The organism is Variovorax sp. P5_A3 (genome assembly GCF_056400665.1).
Window position 1 is genome coordinate 11,992 of the sequence record NZ_JBFUKW010000015.1, and the last position, 22,317, is coordinate 34,308.

At 66.8% G+C, this 22,317-nt stretch carries 25 protein-coding genes; 17 read left to right on the top strand and 8 right to left on the bottom strand.

Translation table 11 applies throughout. The features are described 5' to 3' along the window. Positions 1-57: 57 nt before the first annotated feature. Positions 58-1,224, bottom strand: a complete 1,167-nt coding sequence (locus tag AC1D3B_RS22070; RefSeq protein WP_478192812.1) for a citrate synthase — start codon at positions 1,222-1,224, stop codon at positions 58-60. An 81-nt stretch (positions 1,225-1,305) separates the two neighbouring features. On the opposite strand from AC1D3B_RS22070, the gene AC1D3B_RS22075 reads away from it, so the two are divergent. The 4 genes from AC1D3B_RS22075 to AC1D3B_RS22090 all read left to right on the top strand — a co-directional run bounded on the left by AC1D3B_RS22075 (position 1,306) and on the right by AC1D3B_RS22090 (position 4,836). After that, positions 1,306-2,259 (top strand): 2-hydroxyacid dehydrogenase, encoded by a 954-nt coding sequence (locus tag AC1D3B_RS22075; RefSeq protein WP_478192813.1) that lies wholly within the window; start codon positions 1,306-1,308, stop codon positions 2,257-2,259. 8 nt (positions 2,260-2,267) lie between these two features. Next, positions 2,268-2,981: a fumarylacetoacetate hydrolase family protein gene (locus AC1D3B_RS22080; RefSeq protein ID WP_478192814.1), complete on the top strand. Its 714-nt coding sequence runs from the start codon at positions 2,268-2,270 to the stop codon at positions 2,979-2,981. A 72-nt stretch (positions 2,982-3,053) separates the two neighbouring features. Continuing rightward, positions 3,054-3,818, top strand: a complete 765-nt coding sequence (locus tag AC1D3B_RS22085; protein WP_478192815.1) for an SDR family oxidoreductase — start codon at positions 3,054-3,056, stop codon at positions 3,816-3,818. Positions 3,819-3,858: 40 nt separating this feature from the next. Next, the gene (locus AC1D3B_RS22090; protein ID WP_478192816.1) at positions 3,859-4,836 is read left to right on the top strand and encodes a Bug family tripartite tricarboxylate transporter substrate binding protein; all 978 of its coding nucleotides are present in this window, start codon (positions 3,859-3,861) and stop codon (positions 4,834-4,836) included. A gap of 31 nt (positions 4,837-4,867) precedes the next feature. Here the strand turns inward: AC1D3B_RS22090 and AC1D3B_RS22095 are convergent, their stop codons facing one another. The 3 genes from AC1D3B_RS22095 to AC1D3B_RS22105 all read right to left on the bottom strand — a co-directional run bounded on the left by AC1D3B_RS22095 (position 4,868) and on the right by AC1D3B_RS22105 (position 6,793). Beyond that, positions 4,868-5,269 carry a hypothetical protein gene (locus AC1D3B_RS22095; protein WP_478192817.1) on the bottom strand — a complete coding sequence of 134 codons (402 nt, stop codon included), beginning with the start codon at positions 5,267-5,269 and terminating at the stop codon, positions 4,868-4,870. A 112-nt stretch (positions 5,270-5,381) separates the two neighbouring features. Next, complete coding sequence (locus AC1D3B_RS22100) at positions 5,382-6,200, bottom strand: ABC transporter permease (protein WP_478192818.1); 819 nt, start codon at positions 6,198-6,200, stop codon at positions 5,382-5,384. After that, positions 6,197-6,793 carry an ABC transporter ATP-binding protein gene (locus tag AC1D3B_RS22105; protein WP_478192819.1) on the bottom strand — a complete coding sequence of 199 codons (597 nt, stop codon included), beginning with the start codon at positions 6,791-6,793 and terminating at the stop codon, positions 6,197-6,199. Before AC1D3B_RS22105 ends, AC1D3B_RS22100 begins: the two co-directional genes overlap by 4 nt. A gap of 146 nt (positions 6,794-6,939) precedes the next feature. Here AC1D3B_RS22105 and AC1D3B_RS22110 point away from each other — a divergent pair, with 146 nt between their 5' ends. Continuing rightward, positions 6,940-7,680, top strand: a complete 741-nt coding sequence (locus tag AC1D3B_RS22110) for a hypothetical protein (protein WP_478192820.1) — start codon at positions 6,940-6,942, stop codon at positions 7,678-7,680. Between the two features lie 124 nt (positions 7,681-7,804). Further along, positions 7,805-8,716 carry a hypothetical protein gene (locus tag AC1D3B_RS22115; RefSeq protein ID WP_478192821.1) on the top strand — a complete coding sequence of 304 codons (912 nt, stop codon included), beginning with the start codon at positions 7,805-7,807 and terminating at the stop codon, positions 8,714-8,716. A 25-nt stretch (positions 8,717-8,741) separates the two neighbouring features. Here AC1D3B_RS22115 and AC1D3B_RS22120 read toward each other — a convergent pair whose 3' ends face one another. Continuing rightward, complete coding sequence (locus AC1D3B_RS22120; RefSeq protein ID WP_478192822.1) at positions 8,742-9,656, bottom strand: protein NO VEIN domain-containing protein; 915 nt, start codon at positions 9,654-9,656, stop codon at positions 8,742-8,744. 92 nt (positions 9,657-9,748) lie between these two features. Between AC1D3B_RS22120 and AC1D3B_RS22125 the strand changes: the two genes are divergently transcribed. From AC1D3B_RS22125 to AC1D3B_RS22135, 3 genes are all read left to right on the top strand, one after another. Further along, complete coding sequence (locus AC1D3B_RS22125; RefSeq protein ID WP_478192823.1) at positions 9,749-10,084, top strand: hypothetical protein; 336 nt, start codon at positions 9,749-9,751, stop codon at positions 10,082-10,084. 59 nt (positions 10,085-10,143) lie between these two features. Then, a complete protein-coding gene (locus AC1D3B_RS22130; RefSeq protein WP_478192824.1) occupies positions 10,144-12,135 on the top strand; it encodes a hybrid sensor histidine kinase/response regulator in 1,992 nt (663 codons plus the stop codon). A gap of 128 nt (positions 12,136-12,263) precedes the next feature. Beyond that, positions 12,264-12,428, top strand: coding sequence for a hypothetical protein (locus tag AC1D3B_RS22135; RefSeq protein ID WP_478192825.1), 165 nt, complete (start codon positions 12,264-12,266; stop codon positions 12,426-12,428). 117 nt (positions 12,429-12,545) lie between these two features. Here the strand turns inward: AC1D3B_RS22135 and AC1D3B_RS22140 are convergent, their stop codons facing one another. Further along, positions 12,546-13,811, bottom strand: coding sequence for a LysR substrate-binding domain-containing protein (locus tag AC1D3B_RS22140; protein WP_478192826.1), 1,266 nt, complete (start codon positions 13,809-13,811; stop codon positions 12,546-12,548). Positions 13,812-13,954: 143 nt separating this feature from the next. On the opposite strand from AC1D3B_RS22140, the gene AC1D3B_RS22145 reads away from it, so the two are divergent. From AC1D3B_RS22145 to AC1D3B_RS22165, 5 genes are all read left to right on the top strand, one after another. Then, positions 13,955-15,046, top strand: coding sequence for a 4-oxalomesaconate tautomerase (locus AC1D3B_RS22145; protein ID WP_478192827.1), 1,092 nt, complete (start codon positions 13,955-13,957; stop codon positions 15,044-15,046). Positions 15,047-15,063: 17 nt separating this feature from the next. Beyond that, entirely contained in the window at positions 15,064-16,092 is a 1,029-nt protein-coding gene (locus AC1D3B_RS22150; protein ID WP_478192828.1) for an amidohydrolase family protein, read from the top strand. A gap of 2 nt (positions 16,093-16,094) precedes the next feature. After that, the gene (gene ligK / locus AC1D3B_RS22155; protein WP_478192829.1) at positions 16,095-16,796 is read left to right on the top strand and encodes a 4-carboxy-4-hydroxy-2-oxoadipate aldolase/oxaloacetate decarboxylase; all 702 of its coding nucleotides are present in this window, start codon (positions 16,095-16,097) and stop codon (positions 16,794-16,796) included. 11 nt (positions 16,797-16,807) lie between these two features. Beyond that, positions 16,808-17,026, top strand: coding sequence for a hypothetical protein (locus AC1D3B_RS22160; RefSeq protein WP_478192941.1), 219 nt, complete (start codon positions 16,808-16,810; stop codon positions 17,024-17,026). A gap of 61 nt (positions 17,027-17,087) precedes the next feature. After that, the gene (locus AC1D3B_RS22165; protein ID WP_478192830.1) at positions 17,088-18,065 is read left to right on the top strand and encodes a Bug family tripartite tricarboxylate transporter substrate binding protein; all 978 of its coding nucleotides are present in this window, start codon (positions 17,088-17,090) and stop codon (positions 18,063-18,065) included. A gap of 18 nt (positions 18,066-18,083) precedes the next feature. On the opposite strand, the gene AC1D3B_RS22170 is transcribed toward AC1D3B_RS22165, so the two are convergent. Both AC1D3B_RS22170 and AC1D3B_RS22175 read right to left on the bottom strand, forming a co-directional pair. Next, positions 18,084-18,389, bottom strand: a complete 306-nt coding sequence (locus AC1D3B_RS22170; RefSeq protein ID WP_478192831.1) for an NIPSNAP family protein — start codon at positions 18,387-18,389, stop codon at positions 18,084-18,086. A 1-nt stretch (position 18,390) separates the two neighbouring features. After that, positions 18,391-18,807 carry a hypothetical protein gene (locus AC1D3B_RS22175; protein WP_478192832.1) on the bottom strand — a complete coding sequence of 139 codons (417 nt, stop codon included), beginning with the start codon at positions 18,805-18,807 and terminating at the stop codon, positions 18,391-18,393. A gap of 128 nt (positions 18,808-18,935) precedes the next feature. Between AC1D3B_RS22175 and AC1D3B_RS22180 the strand changes: the two genes are divergently transcribed. From AC1D3B_RS22180 to AC1D3B_RS22190, 3 genes are all read left to right on the top strand, one after another. Further along, entirely contained in the window at positions 18,936-19,451 is a 516-nt protein-coding gene (locus tag AC1D3B_RS22180; protein WP_478192833.1) for a nucleoside deaminase, read from the top strand. Positions 19,452-19,585: 134 nt separating this feature from the next. Beyond that, positions 19,586-21,067, top strand: coding sequence for an arylsulfatase (locus tag AC1D3B_RS22185; RefSeq protein WP_478192834.1), 1,482 nt, complete (start codon positions 19,586-19,588; stop codon positions 21,065-21,067). Between the two features lie 35 nt (positions 21,068-21,102). Continuing rightward, a complete protein-coding gene (locus AC1D3B_RS22190) occupies positions 21,103-22,308 on the top strand; it encodes a class I SAM-dependent methyltransferase (RefSeq protein WP_478192835.1) in 1,206 nt (401 codons plus the stop codon). The last annotated feature ends 9 nt before the right edge of the window (positions 22,309-22,317 follow it).

Consider the following 22,317-nt stretch of genomic DNA (forward strand, 5'->3'; position numbering starts at 1 on the left):
TCGACAAGCCGGTCGTCGATGTCGGCTTCCGGATCATCGAACGGCATCGACGCGCGGCTAGAGCGGCCGCGTCGTCCCATCGGCTTCAGGCACCGGCCCCACATAGCGCCCGCGCGGGCGGATCACTTGCGACTCGCCCAGTTGTTCCAGGCTGTGCGCCAGCAGCCCGACGCTGCGCGCCGTCGCGAACAGGCCAAAGGCCGCGTCGGCAGGCAGTCGATGGTGCGCGACCAGGGCGGCCAGGGCCACGTCGATGTTGGGCTGCAAACCGGTCAGCCTCGTCACCTTCTCGATGAAGCGCGCGATCACCTCCGGGGGCTCGAACAACGCCAGCAAGGCAGCCGCGCGCGGATCGCCGTCGGGATAGAGGTGATGGCCGAATCCCGCCAAGGGCAAGCCGGTCGATAGGTAGTGGGCAACCACCTTGTCTTCGCCCAGCCGTTCCACTTCGCTGAACAACGCCTGGACGCGCCCTGAGGCATCCCCGTGCAGCGGGCCCGAGAGCGTGGTCAGGCCAGCCAGGAGGCATGCCGGCAACGAGGCGCCCGTCGAAGCTGCAATGCGCGCGACAAAGGCCGAGCTGGTGAGCTCGTGGTCGACCAGCAGCACCATGGCTGTTCGCAGCAGGTCGGCCACGCGGGTCGATTGCTTCCATCCTTGCGCAAAGCGCAGGTGCAACGGTCGGTGTCCCGGCCGGGCGCCGAACCCATCGGCCAACTGACCCACCAGGCCCTGGCCCTCGGCATGGAGCACGCGCGTCAGGCGTCCACGGGTCGAATGCGCGGCGGCCGCGAGGCCGGCCAGGGCCGTGAATGCGGCAGCTCGCCCGGGCKCGCCCGGGCGCAACGGTGTCGGGGATGAAAAGTCGACGGCCTGCTCGGCGCCCCACAGGAGCCGGGCGACCTCTTCCAGACTCGCCTCGCGGGCCAGGCTCACGGCATCCTGGCCCCGATAGTACGGGCGTCCGCGAAAGAAGGCGCAAAGGGCCGTCGGAATGCTGGGTTCCGACCCGAACAGCGTGTTGGCAGCCAGCGTCTCGTGCTTGCGGCCGGCCTGCTTGCGCTTGGCGAGCCCGGCGACATCCTCGGCGCGGTACAGGCTGCGGCGCGTGTCGGCGGGGTCGGGCATGACTTCCAGTTTGCCGCGGCTCACGTAGGCGTAAACCGTCTGAGGTTGCACCCCGAGGAGGTGACAGGCCTCGCTCATCGAAATCCAGGAAGCCATGGTCGGTGGAGAAATAACTTATATATTGATTTTATACATCAATATTGACCAATACATCAATCAATTACTACGATGCGCTCCATGAAACCCCAGGTCCTGCAACTCAATCCGATCCTGATCCCCGCGATCAACGACAAGCTCGCATCGCTCTACACCATCCACAAATACTTCGAGATCGCCGACGGGGCGGAGTGGCTGCGTGAGCACGGCGGGTCCATCGAAGCCGTGATCACCGGCGGGCACACCGGCATTTCGCGAGCGATGCTCGAACAGTTGCCTCGCCTCAAGGTCGTGGCCGTCAACGGCGTCGGTACCGATGCCGTGGACCTGGCGTACTGCCGCGACCGTGGCCTCCCCGTCACCGCAACACTGGGCGCCTTGACCGAAGACGTCGCCGATCTCGCCATCGGCTTGCTGATTGCCGCTTGCCGCAACCTGTGCGCCGGCGACCGCTTCGTGCGCGACGGCCAGTGGGAACGCTTTCCCCAGCCGAGCGCCATTCCGCTGGCTCGACGGTTCAGCGGCATGCGCGTCGGCATCGTCGGAATGGGACGGGTGGGACGCGCCGTTGCGACCCGGGCGGCCGCTTTCGGCTGCCCGATCAGCTACACCGACCTGCGTGCCATGGACGACGTGGCCCACCGGTTCGTGCCGAAGCTGCTGGACCTTGCGCGAGACTCGGACGCGCTGGTTCTGTGTGCGGCGGCGGACAAGGCCGAAGGCATCGTCGACGCGGCCGTGCTCGATGCCCTCGGCCCGCGCGGCTTCCTGGTCAACGTGGCGCGTGGCCGTTTGGTCAACGAAGCCGACCTGACCGAGGCGCTGACGGCCGGGCGCATTGCCGGTGCGGGCTTGGACGTCTTCGTCGACGAGCCCCGCGTGCCGCCGGCGCTGCGCGAGTCCGACAGCGTGACCCTCCAGGCGCACCGCGCCAGTGCCACCTGGGAAACGCGCACGGCCATGGGCGAGATGGTGCTCGACAGCCTCGCCCAGGCATTGGCGGGCGAACGCGCGGCGATGAGCCTGACCACTTGAGCGGGCCCATGACAGACCTGGTATTCCCTGCGCCTGTGCCGACCACGCTTCCGGTGGCAGGCATCACGGCCGCATTCCCCGTAGGCCGCGTGTTCTGCATCGGCCGCAACTACAGGTGGGGAAATGACCCGCAGGCAAGGCCGTGGGAAATGCCAGCGTGGTTCATGAAGCCTGCCAGCGCAGTGGTGCAGGCGCAGGGCTTTCTTCCTTATCCCCCGGACACCGACGACTTCTGCCATGAGATCGAACTGGTCGTGGCCATCGGCCGCGGCGGTCGGGACATCGACCCCGCACAGGTGGAAGCGCATCACATCTGGGGCTACGCCGCGGGACTGGATCTCACGCGGCGCGACCTGCAGCAGCATGCCAAGCGCACAGGCGGCCCCTGGGAGGCCGCGAAAGCCTTCGACCACTCGGCGCCCTGCAGTCACCTTGTACCGGCCGCGGTTTGCGGCCACCCGAAAAAAGGGGCCGTGTGGCTGACGGTCAACGGCATCGAACGCCAGCGCGCCGACCTGTCCGATCTCATGTGGCCGGTGCCCGAACTGGTGGCCATGCTGTCGAGGTCGGTGACGCTCGCGCGCGGCGACCTCATCTACACCGGCACACCCGCAGGCGTCGGCCCGCTGCGACCCGGCGATGTCGTGAGCGGTGGCGTGGCAGACATCGGCCAGTTCTCCATGACCGTGGACAACGCGCATTCACAGGTCTGTCCCAACTGACGGTCCTGACCCGATCAGTTCTTCCGTTTCAGCCGTTCGACATCAAAGCTATCAGCCATCAGGAGACACCCTTTGAACGCATCCACCTCCAGGAAGATCGCCCTGGTCACCGGCGCAGGCAGCGGCATCGGCCGCAGCGTGGCCATCGGCCTTTTGAACGACGGTTGGGCCGTCGTGCTCGCCGGCCGTCGCGCCGAGCCCCTGCAGGCACTGGCCGCCGAGGCCGAAGCGCGTGGCCAGACCGCCATGGCCGTGCCCACCGACGTGACCGATCCCGACAGCGTGCAGTCGCTGTTCGTCGCCATCGAGGGCAGCTTCGGCCGACTGGACCTGCTGTTCAACAACGCCGGCGTGAACGCCCCGGCGGTGCCGATGGACGAACTGCCCCTGGACAAATGGTTCAGCGTGCTGAACACCAACGTGACCGGCGTGTTCCTGTGCGCACGCGCGGCCTTCGGCCTGATGCGCCGCCAGTCGCCGCAGGGCGGGCGCATCATCAACAACGGATCCGTCTCGGCGCACACGCCGCGCCCCTTCACCGCGCCCTATACGGCCAGCAAGCACGCGGTGTCGGGCCTGACGAAATCCCTGGCGCTGGACGGCCGCGCCTTCAACATCGTGGCCAGCCAGATCGACATCGGCAACGCATTGACCGAACTGTCCGAGCGCATGACGCGCGGCGTCTTGCAGGCCAACGGCACGGTCGCGCCCGAACCCATGATGGACGCGAATCACGTGGCTGAGGCGGTGCGTCATATCGCCGCGCTGCCGTTGAGCGCCAACGTGCTCAACATGACCATCATGGCCAGCGCCATGCCCCTTGTCGGGCGCGGCTAGAGCCCATGACGACTTGATCCACCCACTAGAGGAGACTTCCATGCAACCCAGATCCCTGTTCAATATCCTTGCCGTCTCGGCATCGCTGGCCATGGTGCCGGCGCTTGCCTCGGCCCAGGCCGCCTACCCGACCCACGCCATCAAGGTCATCGTGCCCGCCCCGCCGGGCGGCGCGATCGACACGATCGCCCGCGTCGTCGGGGAGAAGCTCACGAAGTCGATGGGCCAGCCGGTCGTCATCGACAACAGGCCCGGCGCGTCCAACAACCTCGGCACGGACGTGCTCGCCAAATCTCCGCCCGACGGCTACACGATCGGCATCGTGGGCGGTAGCCACAACATCAACAAGTTCCTCTTCAGGAACCTCGGCTGGGATCCGGAGAAGAGCTTCGAGCCCATTGTCTACACGCACGAGGTTCCGCTGGTATTTGCCATCTATCCGAAGATTCCCGCCAAGACGCTGCCCGAGTTCGTGGCCTGGATGAAGGCGAATCCGGACCAGGCCAAGGTCGCGACCTCCGGCCGCGGCAGCGCACAGGAAATGGCGGCCGAGATGTTCCGCATGTCCACCGGGGTGCAGATGTTGCTGGTCCCGTACAAGGGCTCCTCCGCTGCCCAGCCGGACCTGCTGGCCGGGCGTACCGCGCTCTACATCGACACGGTCAGCGCCATCCAGTCGCAGGTGAAGGCTGGCAACGCGCGCGCCATCGCGGTGTCGACACGGAAGAGGACATCGTCCCTGCCGGACGTGCCGACGGCGGAGGAACAGGGGCTCAAGGGCTACGACGCCAACACGAACGGCGGCTTCCTGGCGCCGGCCGGCACGCCCAAGGCGATCGTGGACAAGCTCAATGCCGAGATCAATGCAGCGCTGAAAATGCCTGACGTACGCGCCAAGCTGGAGGCTGCGGGCATCGAGGTCCAGGGGGGAACGCCGCAGGAGTACGCCGCGCTGATCAAGTCCGACCTCGCCAAGTGGGGCAAGGTCGTCAAGCAGGCGGGTATCGAGGCGGAGTGAGTCCGCGGGCCATGGGCCATGCGCCAGGAATCTAGGGCAAGGTGAGACCGACGAGTTGCCCGAGGTAGTGGGCTTCGAGTTTTCCCTTGCGGAAGAATCGATCGAAGGCCATGTGGCAGAGGATGCCGAGTTTCTCCGCAGGCAGGCTGGGGTTGTACCGCGCGACCATGTCCAGCAGAACGCCAAGCACCTGGTGGCCGTCCGTCACCGAAGGCGGTGCCGGCAATCTGTCGGGCTCCCAGTCCAGGCAGAACGGCGGAACGTCCAGTTCGACCTCGAGATGACGTGCCAGGGCTTCCGGAAGCTCCGCATCCTCAGGCATTCGCAAGAGCGCCGCACGTTCGACTCGGAGGGAGTGGGCGACGAAGGCGTACCCGTACAGGGTGCATAGGGTCTGAAGGTTCTTGCGGCGGTTTGCAGCGACGTCAGTCATTCGAACTACTTTTCGCCTGAGCGTACCAGCTTGCCCCGGATCTGAGGGTGGGGTCGATCGTCGATCGGGTGCTGCAGGCGGGTGGTGTTGGCTGCGGACGACGGCCCGCTTTTCAACGCTTGCTTGCCGGCGCTCGCGCCGACAACCGATCGAGCCGAAGGCGCTGCCGCTCGTCGGTGATCGCGCGGGCAGCGAGGTACACCGCGCCCGCCGCGGCCAGGCCGCCCGCACCCGTGAGCAGGAAGAGCAGCAGGATCTGGTACTTCACCGCTTCGAGCGGGTCCATGCCCGCCAGCAACTGGCCGGTCATGATGCCGGGCAGCGTGATGATGCCGGCCGCCGACATCTGGTTGACGATGGGGATCATCGCCCGCCGGATCGACGATCGCAGCAGCTCGCCGAGCGCCTCGTGGATGGACGCGCCCAGTGCGAGCTGGGCCTCGATCGCGGGGCGCCGGATCACCACGCCTTCCAGGAAGCCGTCGAGCCCGAGGCTCGCCGAGTTGAGCACGCTGCCGAGCACGATGCCCATCAGCGGGATGGCGTAGCGCGGGTCGTACCACGGATCGGGGCGGATGGCCGTCATGAGCGCAAGCGCGACTGTGGCGACGCTGGAGATGCCCACCACGGCCACGCTGATGCGGTGATTGCCGGCAGACCGCAGCCTGCGCGTCGGACGCACGGCCACCTCGCGCGCGGCGGCCGCGATCATCAGCGCCACGATGAGGAGCGTGACCCCCGGCGATGCCGCCTTGAAGACGACGCGCAGCAGCAAGCCGACGAGCAGCAGTTGCACGACCATGCGCGTCGCGGCCCACAGGACCTGCCGGTGCAGGTCGAGGTGCAGCAGCAGCGAGCCCACCGCGCTGGCGAGCACCAGTGCCGCTGCCAGCGCCACGTCCAGCGCGCCGAGGTGCACGACGTTGTTCACAGCGCTTGCAGCCCTTCGCGTGTCATGGCGTAGCAGCGTTGGCTCACGCGCGCGGCCTGCTCCGTCGAATGCGTGACCCAGAGGATCGACAGCCCGTCGCGCGCGCGGGCCTGCAGCAGCGACTCCATGGCGAGCGCCGAAGCGCCGTCGAGCGACGCGGTGGGTTCGTCCAGTAGCAGGACGACGGGTTCGCGAGACAGCGAGCGCAACAGCGCCAACCGCTGGCGCTCGCCGGTGGACAGGCGGGCGACTTCGGCATCGAGGATGCCGGCCGGCAGGTGCAGCAAGGGCAGGGCGGCGCGAACGGTTTCGATCGATCCGGTGGGGAAGTGCGGTCCTACGGTCGCTTGCCACCATGCGGGCTCGGCGGCCTGGTAGATGACCTGGCGGCGCCATGCCGTCGGGCGCCAGGCTTCGCGCGGCTGGCCATCGAGCGTGACGCTGCCGCTGCCAGGATCGAGGTCGGCGACCCGTCGCAGGAACAGGCTCTTGCCGACACCGGATGGGCCGACGATGCTCGCGCACTCGCCACGTCCGAGGTCGAGATCGAAAGGGCCACCGTGGGCCGAGCGCAGGTCGCGAATGCTCAGCATGGCAGGCTCCGGAGGCCAGGGCTGCGCGGGCGATCCTGTGGCTGCAGGAAGTGGAGGATGTCGCCCTCCGTCACTGTGCAGATGATCATTGCCGTGCCCATCATGGTGGAGATGCCCGGATCTGTCGATGAGGCACACTGCCCCGGATGAGTCATGACCCTCGATCGCAGGGCGAGCGGGATCTGCTTGCTTCCTATTTCTGGAGTGGCGATGTCATCCGCAGTCGAAGCGTGAGCGATGTCGTGCTGTCCACCGTCCTCGACATACCCGCGCCTCCCACAAGGCTGGTCGCCGACTGGGAAAGAGAGACGGCGTCGCGCCTGGGCCTGGAACCCGGGGACGTCGAGGCATTGCCTTTGGCGCGAGCGCGAGCGCGCTGGCCGGACTACAGGCGCTGCGTGCAGGCGGTATCCGACTGGACGCGCGCGCTCGGTCTGGATGAACTGCTTGCCACTTTCGACGTCGCGCTGATGACCTGCCGCGGCGCCAGGTACCACCATGACGGCGCGCACTACGGTGGCGCGGCCTTCTGCAATCTCTTCGTGAGCGAAGACAAGGGCCTGGACGTGCATTTCCCGTCAACGGGTCATCGAATCCCTCTGGCCAGGGGCACGGCCCTGATCTTCGATACCGGCCAGCCGCACGCCGTGATCAGGCGCAGCAGCAGCGGTTTCGATGTCGCCGACTTCGCTGCGGACCAGGATTGCACGCAGGTATTCCTGACCTGGGAGCTCCCCATCGAGAACGCCGACGTCGGGCGCACACTTCGGATCGACTTCGACGTCGACCCATCGACTTCGTTGCAACTGGATGAACAGCAGGTCCGACGGAACGGCGAGCGGGCCGGTGTGTGTCCCGAGTCGGGCCGGTGGCGCCCGGCTGAGTGAGCCGCAACTCGCTTGTTCACCGGGGCCGGGGCCGCCAGACTTCTGATGCAAATGAAAACAAAAGTTCCAATATTCCCGGTTGTGGTGCGAAACTCTAGCGCGTCGCACAACCGGGATTTGAAGAATGGACAGCGAAGCGCATGCTTCCGAGCACGCCTTCTCACGAGGAGAGCGCCGCCTGACCGTCGCCGAATACGTCGGGTTGGTGGCATCGTGCCAAGCCGCCTTCGATGCCGCGATGAGCGCGCTTCCGCCGTCTCGCCAGGTGGACCTGTGGAACGCTTTTCATCCGGAGACTTTCCTGCCTTCGAGCGGGAAGCGAAAGCTCTGGGTGCTGCGACGAGGGGTGCTCGACGACCTGGCGCCGAAAGTCGATGAGATTCTGCCGCGGGCCTGGCACCCCAAGCCGACGCAGAACGAGCAACTGGTCTTCCGTGCGGTGCTCGAGGCCCTGGCGACCGGGCGAGAGAGGCAGGGGGAGATCATCGAGTTCTGCAACGACATCCATACCTGGCCGTCGGTGCTTGGCGCGGCCGATTACCTGACGGGGAATCTGGCGGACGCCGTTCGTGTCGCCACGCTGGATGTCGCGGATGATCGCCAGCCGCGACGCTTGCACTTGCCGAGCTGGGCACTCGTCGGAACGCTGCTCGAAGCGTTGGGTCCTGCCCCCCGTCAGTGGAACGCCAGCCTGGTCGCGTTCACCGCCGCACTGGCGACGGTGCTCGGGCCGGAGAAGGAGAAGCTCACGAGCGAGCACGCCCGGCTGTTGATCCGCCTTTATCTGGAGACGGACGCGGGCCGCAAGGAGTCGACCGCGGAGCCTGTGCTGCGAGCCGGCATGAAACTGGCGCCGCCGAGCACCGCGTGGGGCGACGGGATGAGCGACAAGTTTCGCGAACTCATCCAGGCGCTGCAGAGTCTCCAGTTGCTTCAGATCGGCCAGGACCAGGAGATCCGCTGGACCGCGCTCACCCTGGTTCATCTTCCTCCGGGCCAGGTCGCGAACGGGCCGGGCTTCTCTCCCTTCAAGTGACGGCCCTGCGAGGGCCCGCGCCAGCTCAGTCCAGGAGCGGTTCGAGGCCGGGTGCCTTGTCGATTTCAGACGGCTTGTAGAGCTTGTGCTGCGCGGCGGGACCGATGGCATCGGTGACCACCGCCAGCCGCCAGGGGTCGCCCCGCTTGGCGCAGGCGCGCTCCTCGCCCGTGAGCCGGAAGGTGGTCACGCCGGTCGTGGTGCCCTTTACCGCCAACTTGAGCAGCGTGGCGCCTTTCTTGTCCGAGATCTCGATGTCATAGCCCAGCTTCTGGCCGGACACGTTCTCGGCCTTGTACCCGTAGCCCGCGAAGTGGCGCGTCAGGTAGTCCATCGCCGCGGCCTGGGCGTCCTCGGCGGATGCTTGGCCGGACGGGCCGTCCGCCACGGCAGCCGGAACGCTGCCGCGCGCCCGTGCGGACGCGACCTCCTCATCGGACGGTACCCACCCGCGCGGGCCGCGGACCAGCACCGCGATCTTCTGCGGAGGGTCCCAGGTGGCGATGTGCCATTCCTGGTCGTCAGGCACGCGCGTCGAGACCTTGGCGGCCCGGTCGGTCTCGATGTCCAGGATGGCGACACGGTTCGTCTGCAGCACGGCCCTCAGCCCCAGGCCCGCGTCCAGCGTCCGCTTGAGAAGGGCGAGCCGGTCCTTGGCGCGCTGGATCTGCAGGTCGCTCCGGACGCCGCCGCCGATCTTGTGATGCGGGTCGAGCGATTCGAGATAGAACCACCGCCCGCCGGCGCCGACGCTCAGGAACTCAGCCCAGATGGTGGCGATGACGTTGTCGCCCGTTGCCAGCCAGGCGTGGTCGGCCGCCTTCTGGCGCGCGTCGAAGACACCCATCCTGGCAATGATGTCGACGGGCGTGCGCTTCTCGCCTGTCAGGCGCTTTTCGTTGATGACCGCCAGTACCGCGGGGTCGACTTCTTTGTCCATCGGGGATTCGGGCCAGTTGTGATCCGTTCAAGTATGCCCTGTGCGGCCGCGCCGGTTTATCGTGTAATGCGCACACAGATCAAGGAGAACCCATGCCCGTTCGCAGTCGTTTTGCATCGGCCGCCATCGCCGTCAGCGCCATCGTCAGTGGGTGCAACAGCTATCCACCCCCCGCGACGATCGACGGCTACAAGCCTCCGGCGATCTTCGCCGGCTTCGCGTCGCCGCAGGTATCCCGCAACAGCTGCGTCGATTCCGTCGCCCGCGAATACAAGGTGCCGAAGGAAAACGTGAAGCCGGTCAGCGACATGACCACCATGACGGACGGCTTCTACGTCGTCACCCTCAGCATCGGCGCCGGACAGCCGCAGATCAACTGCACCGTCAACGAGAACGGCGTCGTCTCGGACGTGATTCGCGCGCGCTGAGCATGGCCGGTCCGGTCGGGCGCGGCCTGGCGCCGGCGGTCAGACAAGGAGCCATCCCGTTGGACCCGCATTCGAAGTTCACCACGACCCTGGGGCCCGAGGAGCGGTATCGCCTGCTCGTCGATGCCGTGGAGGAGTACGCCATCTACATGCTGGACCCGGATGGCTTCGTGGTGAGCTGGAACTCGGGCGCGCAGCGGCTCAAGGGCTACACCGAGGCGGAAATCCTGGGCCGCCACTTTTCCACCTTCTACACACCGGAAGACGTCCTCGCCGGGGCACCGACCCAGACCCTGACGACGGCCGCGCGCAAGGGCCGCTACGAGACCGAGGGCTGGCGCGTCTGCAAGGACGGACGGCGCTTCTGGGCGCAGGTGCTGGTCCACCCGATCCGGACGGAGGGCGAAATCATCGGGTATGCGAAAGTGACCCGCGACCTCAGCGAGCGCCGCAATGCGGAAGAGGCGCTGCGACGCAGCGAGGAGCAATTCCGGCGGCTCGTACAGGCGGTGACCGACTACGCGATCTACATGCTCGATCCCGACGGCTTCATCACGAGCTGGAACACGGGGGCCCAGCGCGCCAAGGGGTACTCGCCCGAGGAGGCCATCGGGACCCATTTCTCTCGCTTCTATCAGCCGGCGGACCGGGAGCGCGGCGAACCGGCCAGGGCGCTGGCAACGGCTGCGGCGGAAGGCCGCTTCGAAAGCGAAGGCTGGCGGGTCCGCAAGGACGGGTCCGAGTTCTGGGCCAACGCGGTGATCGACCCCATTTTCGATGGCGAGGGCAAGCTCATCGGATTCGCCAAGATCACCCGCGACATCACCGAGAAGCGGCGCGCCCAGCTCGAGCTCGAGAAGGCGCGGGATGCGCTGTTCCAGGCGCAGAAGCTCGACGCGATCGGCCAACTCACCGGCGGCATCGCGCACGACTTCAACAATCTGCTGATGGTGATCCTGAGCAGCCTGGAGCTGCTCCGGCGCCGTTTGCCCGCCGACGAGAAATTGCAGGGCCTCGTGAACAATGCGATCCAGGGTGCGCGGCGAGGTGCGGCGCTGACGCAACGCATGCTGTCCTTCGCGCGACGGCAGGCGCTGGCACCGGTGGCTGTCGATGTGCCGAAACTCATCGCCGGCATGAGGGAGATGCTCAAGCGGACGCTCGGGTCGACGATCCAGGTTGCGACCGTGTTCCCTTCGGCGCCCGCCCGGGTGCTGGTCGATCCGAACCAGCTCGAACTCGCCATTCTCAATCTTGCGGTCAACGCGCGCGACGCGATGCCGGACGGCGGCTGGCTCGAACTCAAGGTCGAGGAGAAGGCCGTCACGGACAAGGATGGCAAAGGCCTGAGGCCCGGCAACTACGTCGGACTGCTCATCTCCGACAACGGGTCGGGGATGGACCCGGCGACGCTCGAACGGGCCGTCGAGCCTTTTTTCACGACGAAGGGTGTCGGCAAGGGCACCGGCCTGGGCCTGCCGATGGTGCAGGGGCTGGCGGCGCAGTCCGGCGGCCAGTTCGTCCTGACGAGCACGCGGGACGTCGGCACCACGGCCGCGCTCTGGCTGCCGGTCGCACTCGGCGAGGCGGCGGCCGTTGAGCGCGAGCCTGCAGCGCCAAAAGACGATGCGCATCCCTCGAGATCGCTGGTGGTCGTGGCTGTCGACGACGACAGCCTGGTGCTCTCCAACACGGCCTCGATGCTCGAGGATCTCGGGCACTCCGTCATGACTGCCGCCTCCGGCCAGGAAGCGTTGAGCATGGTTCGCGGCGAGCCGTCGGTCGGGCTGGTTGTCTCCGACCACCTGATGCCGGGCATGACGGGCGCGCAGCTTTTCGACGTGCTTCGCAAGGAGCGTCCCGACCTCCCGCTGATCCTCGCCACCGGCTATGCCGAACTGCCCCAGGGCATGTCCATGTTCACCTCCCGGCTGGCCAAGCCCTTCGACCAGAACGAATTGGCCGCCGCCATCGAGCGTGCCATCCGTGTCGGCGAGTGGCACGGGCGTGGACCGAACACGCTGGATCGCAAGCCTTCGGGACCGGCCTAGCACCGCCGTCTTGGCGGAAAAGTAACTACGTCACTTTTCGCCCAAATACCACGCAGTCTGTTTGGCCGATTCCCAGCGCGCGCGCGCGCGGGCAAAGTCCTCTACTTCGTCGCCTTCCGGAGTGGACCATGGACTCAGAGATCTGCACACTTGTCGTCCTCGCACTGCTGGTGGCCGGCGGCTGGATCATCGATGTGCTCATCCACCGTGAGCCGCCGACGCGCATGGAGCGAATGATGCGCAGGCAGGTCCGTAGGTCGTCGGATGCCATCCGCAGGACGCAGCAGGTCTGACGCGGCCCGCTTGCCAATGACCCGGGCAGGCCGGGGATTCTGAAGCGCCACGGGTGGTGGCGCCCGCCCGAGCTGCCCGTCGAAGTGCAGTCGTTCGAGAACTGACCGCCGGCCCCTTCAGTACGAAGGTAGGCGCTTCACGCAACACCGGATTTCTTCCATCAGAGCCAATGCGCAAGGCGCGGCCAGCGCGCCGCCGCGTTGCGTGATGCCGATCTGCCGCCGGGTGCTGGCCAACGGGAAGTTCAGCACCAGCAGCGTGCCGTCCTCGATCTCGTAGTGAAGCTGGTGGGCGGAGATGGCCGTCACCATGTCGCTTTGCAGCAGCAGGCCTCGCAACAAGGCCAGGTCGCCGGTCTCGACCGCAGGTTCGGGCGCAGCCTGTCCCGCGTGGTGAAAGAAGCGCTCCAGCAGTTCCCGCGAGGGCGAGCCTCGCCGGGACAGTACCCAGCCGGCGCGCTGCAGTTGCGCAAAACCGATGCGCGGCGCGGCGGCGAGTGGGTGGTCGGCGCGCGCGATCAGCGAAATGCGGTCATCGAACAGCGGCTCCTGCACCAGGTCCCTGGCCTCGCCCTCGGGCCTCAGCGCGCCGAGGATGAAGTCCACCTCGCCGCTGCGCAACGCCGCAGCCAGCACCTCGTAGGGGCTCTCCACCGTGCTGACATGCACGCGCGGATGCTCGGCAAGCAGCGCGGAAATGGCCGCCGGAAGCACCAGGGTCCGCGACAACGGCAGTGCCCCGACCACGACACTGCCCTGAACCACGCCCTGTATCGCCGCGAGATCGGAGCCGAGGCTGCGCAGTTCGGACAGCGCCCGCTTGCACCGGAACGCGAGCAGCTCGCCGGACCGGGTCGGCCTCACGCCGCGCGCCGAGCGGGTGAACAACACGCACCCGGATCGCTCTTCGAGATCGCGGACCAGTGCGCTCAACGCGGGTTGGGTCACGCCGAAGGCGCGCGCGACGGCGGGCATGTTGTGCATCTCAGCCAGGCCCGCGAAGAGCGCCAGCCTTCGCCCGCTGAACGTTGCGGCGAGCAGTCCTCGCGCATCGAGTGTGCGCGTTCCGTCGCTCCGGACCAGCTCCTGGCTCGCTGCGACGAATTCCTGCTCGACGCGCATTGCACGCGCAAACACGGCCTTGCCATAGACGGTCAACAGCATGCCGCGCGCCTTGCGCTCGAAGAGCGACACGCCCAGCGATGCCTCCAGTTCGCCAACGGCCCGTGTCACGGCGGAGGCGACGCGAAACAGGCTTTCGGCGGCCCGTGTGACGCTGCCGGTCGTCGCGACGCTTGCGAATGCCTGGAGCTGCCGCAGGTTGACCGAGAGGGGGTCCGTCTGCGCGACCCCAGACGCCTCGATAACCTTTGTCGATGTCAAAACGATCGAACCTGTCTCTGTAGCTGCAAGTAGCGGACGAGGCAAAGAATACAACGGGTTAACCCTTTATCGATAAACAAATGAGAACGCAGGGAAATCAGAACTCACGACGAACGGAGTCGGTTCGGCAGAGACTGCGTCCCATGTCCTCGACCTCTTTCAGCGCTCTCGATGCGGTCCCTTGCGTATGGATGCGCGGTGGCACCTCCAAGGCTGCCTTCTTCCACGCGGGCGACTTGCCCACTGAACCCGCCGCGCGCGATGCGCTCATCCTTGCGGCGATGGGCCATCCGGACGGGCGGCAGATCGACGGCATCGGCGGCGGCAATCCGCTCACCACCAAGGTGGCGATCATTTCGCGCTCGCAGGACCCGCGCGCCGATGTCGACTACCTCTTCGCCCAGGTCGTGGCCACCGAATCGCGCGTCGACTACGCGCCGACCTGCGGGAACATCCTGTCGGCGGTCGGACCGTTCGCGCTGGAAGAGGGGCTCGTCGAGCTGCAGGCGGAGCAGTCCATCGTGCGCATCCGAATGGTCAACACCAACTCCTGCTGCGAGGCGGTGGTGCAGACACCGGGCGGCCGCGTGAGCTACAGCGGCGCCACGCACATCAGCGCCGTGCCGGGCCAGGGCTCGCCGATCGAACTGCGCTTCTCCGACATCGTGGGATCGAGCTGCGGCGCGTTGCTGCCCACGGGCGAGGCGACCGATCGCTTCGACGGCGTCGACGTCACGTGCATCGACAACGGCATGCCCGTCGTCGTGATGCGTGCGGCCGATCTGGACTGCACGGGCAACGAAACACCGGCCGAACTCGACGCCAATACCGAACTCAAGGCGCGCATCGAATCGATCCGCCTCCAGGCGGGCCAGCGCATGGGCCTGGGCGACGTCAGCGCCAAGGTGGTGCCCAAGATGACCCTCGTGTCGCCCGCGCAAGCCGGCGGCTCGCTCAACACGCGCACCTTCATCCCGCGCAAGTGCCACGACGCGATCGGCGTGCTCGGCGCGGTCTCGGTGGCCTCGGCCTGCGTGCTGCCGGGCACGGTGACCGAGGCCCTGTGCCGCCTCGACGCCGCGCCGCGGCACGACCTGTCGGTGGAGCACCCGACCGGCGAATTCACGGTGCGCCTGCTGATGGACGAGACCGGCCTCTCCATCGCCGGCGCCGCACTCCTGCGCACCGCACGGCCGCTGTTCCGCGGCCAGGTGCTGGTGCCCCGCAACGCCTGATTTGAACTGGACTCCGCATGATCATCGACTGCCACGGCCACTACACCACCGCGCCCAAAGCCCTGGAGGAATGGCGCAACCGCCAGATCGCCAGCCTCGGCAACCCGGCGGAAACTCCTTCGCCCGCAACGCTGAAGATCAGCGACGATGAGCTGCGCGAATCCATCGAAAGCAACCAGCTCCAGAAGATGCGCGAGCGCGGCAGCGACCTGACCATCTTCTCGCCGCGCGCGAGCTTCATGGCGCACCACATCGGCAACTTCGAGACGAGCGCCACCTGGGCCGCGATCTGCAACGAGCTGTGCCACCGCGTCGCGCAGCTCTTCCGGGACAACTTCATCGGCGCGGCCATGCTGCCGCAGTCGCCGGGTGTCGATCCGCGCACCTGCATCCCCGAGCTGGAGCGCTGCGTCAAGGACTACGGCTTCGTCGGCATCAACCTCAATCCCGACCCTTCCGGCGGCCACTGGACCTCGCCGCCGCTGTCGGACCGTCATTGGTATCCGATCTACGAGAAGATGGTCGAGCACGATATCCCGGCCATGGTGCACGTGAGCACGAGCTGCAACGCCTGCTTCCACACCACCGGCGCGCACTACCTGAACGCCGACACCACGGCCTTCATGCAGTGTTTGACCTCCGACCTGTTCAAGGACTTCCCGACGCTGCGCTTCGTGATCCCGCATGGCGGCGGCGCGGTGCCTTACCACTGGGGGCGCTTCCGCGGGCTCGCGCAAGAGCTGAAGAAGCCGCTGCTCAAGGACCACCTGCTCAACAACATCTTCTTCGACACCTGCGTGTACCACCAGCCGGGCATCGACCTGCTGACACGTGTGATCCCGGTCGACAACATCCTCTTCGCGAGCGAAATGATCGGCGCCGTTCGCGGCATCGATCCCGAGACCGGTTTTCCCTTCGACGACACACGGCGCTACATCGACGCGACGCCGATGCTCGACGACGAAGCGCGCCACAAGGTCTACGAAGGCAACGCCCGCCGCGTGTACCCGCGCCTCGACCGCGCACTCATTGCCAAAGGCCTCTGAACATGTCCACAACCAGCACTCTCCAGCAACTCGGTGTCGTGCACCGCAGGATCACGCGCGCGGACGCCGCCGCCGTCGAGAAGCTCTCGCGCTTCGGCGTTTCCACCGTGCACGAGGCGCTCGGCCGCCTGGGGCTGATGCAGCCGCGCATCCGTCCGATCTATCCCGAAGCGCGCTTCTGCGGCCCTGCCGTGACCGTGCTGCTGCAGCCCGGCGACAACTGGATGCTGCACGTGGCCGCCGAGCAGATCCAGCCCGGCGACGTCGTGGTCGCGGGCTGCACCAGCGACAGCACCGACGGCTTCTTCGGCGATCTCCTGGCGACCTCGTTCAAAGCGCGCGGCTGCAAGGGCCTCGTGATCGACGGCGGCGTGCGCGACGTACGCGACCTCACCGCAATGAACTTCCCCGTGTTCAGTCGCGCCATTCATTCGAAGGGGACGATCAAGGCGACGCTCGGTTCGGTCAACGTGCCGGTCGTGTGCGCCGGCGCGCTGGTGCAACCGGGCGACGTGGTGGTGGCCGACATCGACGGCGTGGTCGTGGTTCCGGCTGCGCGCGCGCAAGAGGTGGCCGATGCGGCCGAAGCCCGCGAAGCCAACGAGACGAACAAGCGTGCGCGTTTCGCGGCGGGTGAACTCGGGCTCGACATGTACGCGATGCGCGAGCCGCTGGCCAAGGCCGGGCTGCGCTACATCGACTGACCGGAGACGTCATGGCTCGCATCATCGGCGCCGTCACCTGCTCCCACACCCCGACCATCGGCTTCGCCTTCGACAAGAACAAGCAGGACGATCCGGTCTGGGCGCCCATCTTCACGGCCTTCGAGGCGTTCCAGCAGACGCGCAACGCGCCGGGCGCGCTGTATTCGGTCGCGGGCAGGGACGCCAGGTCGCAAGCCTGGGATTCGGCTCCCGCGGCGGACAAGCGCTGACATTCGCCGGCCTGTCGCCCGCGTGGTGCAGGGCCGTTCCTTTTCATCTTCGGAGTCACTCATGAAGTCTTTCTTTTTTCGTTGCGCCCTCGCGCTGGCCGGACTGCTGCCGCTCGGCACCTTGAGCGCGGCCGCGGCCGACGCCTATCCATCGAAGCCGATCAGGATTCTTGTCGGCTACAGCGCAGGGGGCGCGGTGGATGCCATTGCACGTTCGGTCGGCCAGCGCATGGCGGTCACCCTCGGCCAGCCCGTCATCGTCGAGAACAAGCCGGGCGCCGGGACGAACATCGCCGTCAAGACGCTCGTCACCAGCCCGCCCGACGGCTACACGCTGCTGCTGGCGGCCAATGCGCTGGCCGTGAACCCGGCCCTGTTCCAGCCCGCGCCTTACGACCTGGATCGCGACTTCGCGCCGGTGGCGACCGTCGGCAGAGTGCCCGTGGTGTTTGCCGTGCGCGAAGGTTCGGACATCAAGACGCTCGCGCAACTGTCGGCCGCCGCCAAGGCCAAGCCGGGTACGATCAGCGTCGCGACGCCGGGCAATGGCTCGACCCCGCACCTGGCCATGGAGCTGTTCCAGCACACGGCCGGACTCTCGGTGCGCCACGTGCCCTACAAGGGCGGTGCACAGGCCCTGACGGATGTCCTCGGTGGGCACGTGGATGTCGTCGCCATCAATGCGCTGGAGGCGCTGCCGCTGGCGAAGTCCGGCAAGCTGCGCGTGCTGGCGGTCATGAGTCCCGAGCGCTCGGCCGTGCTGCCCGGCGTGCCGACCGTGGCCGAGTCGGGCTATCCGGGTTTCGAGGCCAGCGTCTGGTATGGCTTCGTCGCGCCGGCGGGCCTGCCGAAGCCCATCCTCGCGAAGCTGCACGAGGCCGTGCAGAAGGCGCTCGAATCGAACGAAGTGCGCGATCAGCTGGCTGCCGCGGGCGGCGTCCCGCTGCCAGGGACGCCGGAGCAGTTCGACAAGCTGGTCAAGACCGACGCTGCGCGCTACGGCAAGTTGATCCGCGAAGCCAACATCAAGCTGGACTGAACTGGCGCGCCCGATCCTTCAGCGCCAGACCGGCCGAAAGAAAGTGCGCTCGTAGCTCACGATGCACCGTGTCTCTTCGGCGTACCGGAAGGCGGCCTGGCACTCCGGATCGGCGAAAGAGTCCTTGCGGTACTGCTCGTAGTCCGCGAGCGACGGAAAGCTGAAGGACGCCAGTGCGATGTTGTTGGCGCCCTCGGACGGCATCAGGTAGCCGTGATGCTGGCCCCCGAATTTCTCGACAAGGCGTATCCACGTCCTGCCGTAGTGCTCGAACTCGGCGGTTTTCGAAGGATCGATGACGTAGCGCAGATGACAGGTGATCATTTCACTGGAACACGACGCGCGCAGTCGCCGCCGCTTCCTTCCAGACTGCCTCCCGGGTGCCTGCGTGGACGAGGGCGGTCTCCACGGACATGGTGATCACATTGACCGTGGCACCGCTGTAGTGGGCGCGCAGCATCACCTTGAGCTGGGTGGCCGTCGGAACGGCACGCACTTCCTCGCCGTCGGGTGCCAGGAGCGGCACGTCCGCCGTCGGCGCTTCCAGATAGCGGTCGACGGCCGGAAGCTTCACCGTGAACCGCTGCCCCAGCTTGAATGTGTAACCTTCCCGGGCGCGAAGCTCCATCGAGAACGCGGGCAGCTTTTGCGGGCGAGTGAGTAGTTCCTTCTTCTGCCGGGCAATGGCAGCGGCCTCCTCGGACCGAGCCGGTGAAACGGGTTCTGCAAAGCGGATGTTCATGGACAGCGATGTTGGACTGGAACGCGCGAAAAGAGCCGGTGCAGTTTACGTCCGACCGGGCTTCTTGCCGAGTGCGGAATGCGATATGAGAGCATCCGAAGCGCATCGCCTCTCGAGGAACCAACACCATGTCCGAATCCAATCCATTGCCTTCCCAGGGCTTGCGTCCCACGCAGGAACAGATGGTGCGCCACCTGCGCCGCTCCAACGAAGTCGCCCGTCGCGCCATCGCGCTCGGCCACCATCCTTTCGGCGCCGTGCTGGTCGGCCCCGACCAGGAGACCGTGCTGCTGGAGCAATGCAACATCGATACCGTGAACCATGCCGAGTCGACGCTGGCGCGCGTGGCGGCGACCAACTTCACGCCGGAGTTCCTCTGGGGCTGCACGCTCTACACCGCCGTCGAGCCCTGTTGCATGTGCGCGGGCACCGCCTACTGGGCCAACATCGGGCGGGTGGTGTATGGCATGACAGAGGCGCAGTTGCTTGCCGAAACCGGCAGCCATGCCGAGAACCCGACGATGAGCGTTTCATCGCGCTACGTCTTCGATCATTGCCAAAAGCCGGTCGAACTCATCGGGCCGGTGGCCGAAGTCGCGCAGGAGACCATCGAAATGCAGCGCGTGTTCTGGGCGACGCGCTGACCGCCCCCTGACGCCCTGCCCTGGGGGCAGGCGGCGCTGCACCTTAGGGCATCGGATTTGCCCTTCGACCCGATGTACAGACGGCCCGTGCACCGTGACGATTCCCGGTTTCCCATACCGCAAAAGGAATCGCCATGGCGAAGAAAAAGCCCAACATCCTGATACTTTGGGGCGATGACATCGGCCTCTGGAACATCAGTCGATTCAGCCTCGGAATGATGGGCTATCAGACGCCCAACATCGATCGCGTCGCGGCGGAGGGTGTGACCTTCACCGACTACTACGCGCAGCAGAGTTGCACCGCCGGCCGCGCCTGCTTCATCACCGGCCAGAATCCGATCCGCACCGGCCTGACGAAGGTCGGCATGCCCGGCGCTACCGTCGGACTGCAAAAGGAAGACCCGACCATCGCCGAGCTGCTCAAGCCCCTGGGCTATGCCACCGGCCAGTTCGGCAAGAACCACCTGGGCGACCGCGATGAGTTCCTGCCGACCATGCATGGTTTCGACGAATTCTTCGGCAACCTCTATCACCTGAATGCCGAGGAGGAGCCCGAGCTCCCCGACTACCCGAAGGACCCGGCATTCAAGAAGCAGTTCGGCCCGCGCGGCGTGCTGCACTGCATCGCCGACGGCAAGGGCGGGCAGACGATCAAGGACACCGGCCCGCTGACGAAGAAGCGCATGGAGACCATCGACGAGGAGATCACCGACTCGGCCCTCGCCTGGATGGAGAAGCAGGCCAAGGCCGACCAGCCCTTCTTCCTCTGGTACAACTCGACCGCCATGCACTTCCGCACCCACGTGGCGGAAAAGAACATCGGCAAGAGCGGGCAGGATCCCTACAGCGACCGCATGGTCGTCCACGACGAGCAGATCGGCATGATGCTCGACAAGCTGGACGAACTGGGCATCGCCGACAACACCATCGTCATGTACTCCACCGACAACGGACCGGAGAACGACACCTGGCCGGACGGCGCCAACACCCCGTTCCGTGGCCAGAAGGACTCGAACTGGGAAGGCGGATGGCGCGTGCCCTGCTTCATGCGGTGGCCGGGCAAGATCAAGGCGGGCTCGGTGCTCAATGGCATCGTTTCCCACATCGACATGTTCCCGACACTGCTGGCGGCGGCCGGCAACGAAGACGTCACGAAGCAGCTCCTGGACGGCTGCAAGGTGGGCAACATGACCTACAAAGTCCACCTCGACGGCTACAACCAGCTGCCCTACATGACCGGAAAGGTGAAGGAGAGCCCAAGAAACGTCATCGTGTACTTCAGCGACGACGGCGAGGTGATCGCGGTGCGCGTGGGGGACTACAAGTTCCATCTTGCGGAGCAGCGCGCAGACACCATGAGACAGTGGGCGGAACCGTTCGTGAAGCTGCGGCTTCCGTACATCATGAACCTGCGACGCGACCCCTTCGAACGAGCCCCCGTGAACTCGAACACCTACCTGGACTGGATGGTCGACCACGTGCCGCAGATGTACCAGATGCAGGCGGTGATCGCGGGCCAGATCGCGGACTTCGCCAAGTTCCCGCCGCGCCAGAAGCCCGCGTCGTTCAACCTGGATGCGGTGCTGGCGCAGGTGTCGGGCCACGGCAATTCCTGAGCGCGATGGGTGTTCGAAAGGCGGCCCAGGAGGAGGTGAGCGCTTTCTACGAGCGCCACCCCTACCCGCCGCCGGTCGAAGACCTGGAGCGCTACCGGCCATCGGAAAGCGATGACCGGCGGCGCAGCGAGGCCTTGCTGTTCTGGCCGGACGAGCCCTTTCGCGATGACCGGACGATCCTCGTCGCCGGCTGCGGCACCTCCCAGGCGGCCAAGCATGCGGTGCGCTGGCCGCGCGCGAAGGTGGTCGGCATCGATGTCAGCGCGACGAGCATCGAGAAGACCGGAATGCTCAAGCGCAAGTACGGCCTCGACAACCTCGAACTCCACCAACTCCCGGTGGAACGCGCGGCCGAGCTGGGAGGCAGTTTCGAGCACGTCATATGCACCGGCGTCCTGCACCATCTGCCGGACCCCGACGCTGGCCTGCGGGCGCTTCGCGATGTGCTGGCGCCGGGCGGCGCGATGCACCTCATGGTCTATGCGCCTTATGGCCGCGCCGGCGTCTATCTGCTGCAGGACTACTGCCGCCGGCTCGGCATCGGCACCACGGCCGACGAGATCAAGGCACTTGCGGCGAGCCTTCGTGCTCTGCCGCCGGACCACCCGCTGATGCCGCTGCTGCGCAGCGCGCCCGACTTCAAGAGCGAGGCGGGGATCGCCGACGCGCTGCTCCACCCCCAGGACCGGGCCTACGCCGTTCCGCAACTGTTCGACTTCCTGCGCACGGGCGGCTTCCGCTTCGGCCGCTGGCTGGGGCAGGCGGCCTATCTGCCCGAGTGCGGCAGCCTGGCATCCTCGCCGCACCAGCCACTGCTGTCGCGGCTGCCGAAGGAAGAACAGTACGCGGCCGTCGAACTCTTTCGCGGGTCGATGGTCCGGCACAGCGTGGTGGCGTACCGCGACGACCGCCCGGACGCTGCCCCCGTCAGCTTCGAGGGCGATGCATGGCTGGACTACGTGCCCTGGCGCCTGCCCGACACGATCACGGTCCTGGAGCGGCTCCAGCCGGGCGCAGCCGCGGTGCTCATCAACAGGCACCACGCGTTCACCGACCTGTACCTGCCGATCAACGCGCAGCAGAAGCGCCTCGTCGAGGCCATCGATGGCCGGCGCACTCTTGGCGAGATCGCACCGGACCCGGCGCTGCGCCGCGTCGCGCGGGTGCTGTTCGAAGGCCTCTGGTGGTACGACCAGGTCGTGTTCGACACGTCACGCACCGTCACCCGCGTGCAGACCTGACGGGCGCCG

Coding starts and splice junctions, on each gene's coding strand:
- AC1D3B_RS22150 (WP_478192828.1), top strand. CDS start 15,064: ATGATCATCGACTGCCACGGCCACTACACCACCGCGCCCAAAGCCCTG.
- AC1D3B_RS22145 (WP_478192827.1), top strand. CDS start 13,955: ATGTCCTCGACCTCTTTCAGCGCTCTCGATGCGGTCCCTTGCGTATGG.
- AC1D3B_RS22135 (WP_478192825.1), top strand. CDS start 12,264: ATGGACTCAGAGATCTGCACACTTGTCGTCCTCGCACTGCTGGTGGCC.
- AC1D3B_RS22080 (WP_478192814.1), top strand. CDS start 2,268: ATGACAGACCTGGTATTCCCTGCGCCTGTGCCGACCACGCTTCCGGTG.
- AC1D3B_RS22170 (WP_478192831.1), bottom strand. CDS start 18,389: ATGATCACCTGTCATCTGCGCTACGTCATCGATCCTTCGAAAACCGCC.
- AC1D3B_RS22110 (WP_478192820.1), top strand. CDS start 6,940: ATGAGTCATGACCCTCGATCGCAGGGCGAGCGGGATCTGCTTGCTTCC.
- AC1D3B_RS22125 (WP_478192823.1), top strand. CDS start 9,749: ATGCCCGTTCGCAGTCGTTTTGCATCGGCCGCCATCGCCGTCAGCGCC.
- AC1D3B_RS22120 (WP_478192822.1), bottom strand. CDS start 9,656: ATGGACAAAGAAGTCGACCCCGCGGTACTGGCGGTCATCAACGAAAAG.
- AC1D3B_RS22165 (WP_478192830.1), top strand. CDS start 17,088: ATGAAGTCTTTCTTTTTTCGTTGCGCCCTCGCGCTGGCCGGACTGCTG.
- AC1D3B_RS22090 (WP_478192816.1), top strand. CDS start 3,859: ATGCAACCCAGATCCCTGTTCAATATCCTTGCCGTCTCGGCATCGCTG.
- AC1D3B_RS22075 (WP_478192813.1), top strand. CDS start 1,306: ATGAAACCCCAGGTCCTGCAACTCAATCCGATCCTGATCCCCGCGATC.
- ligK (WP_478192829.1), top strand. CDS start 16,095: ATGTCCACAACCAGCACTCTCCAGCAACTCGGTGTCGTGCACCGCAGG.
- AC1D3B_RS22180 (WP_478192833.1), top strand. CDS start 18,936: ATGTCCGAATCCAATCCATTGCCTTCCCAGGGCTTGCGTCCCACGCAG.
- AC1D3B_RS22095 (WP_478192817.1), bottom strand. CDS start 5,269: ATGACTGACGTCGCTGCAAACCGCCGCAAGAACCTTCAGACCCTATGC.
- AC1D3B_RS22115 (WP_478192821.1), top strand. CDS start 7,805: ATGGACAGCGAAGCGCATGCTTCCGAGCACGCCTTCTCACGAGGAGAG.
- AC1D3B_RS22185 (WP_478192834.1), top strand. CDS start 19,586: ATGGCGAAGAAAAAGCCCAACATCCTGATACTTTGGGGCGATGACATC.
- AC1D3B_RS22105 (WP_478192819.1), bottom strand. CDS start 6,793: ATGCTGAGCATTCGCGACCTGCGCTCGGCCCACGGTGGCCCTTTCGAT.
- AC1D3B_RS22160 (WP_478192941.1), top strand. CDS start 16,808: ATGGCTCGCATCATCGGCGCCGTCACCTGCTCCCACACCCCGACCATC.
- AC1D3B_RS22175 (WP_478192832.1), bottom strand. CDS start 18,807: ATGAACATCCGCTTTGCAGAACCCGTTTCACCGGCTCGGTCCGAGGAG.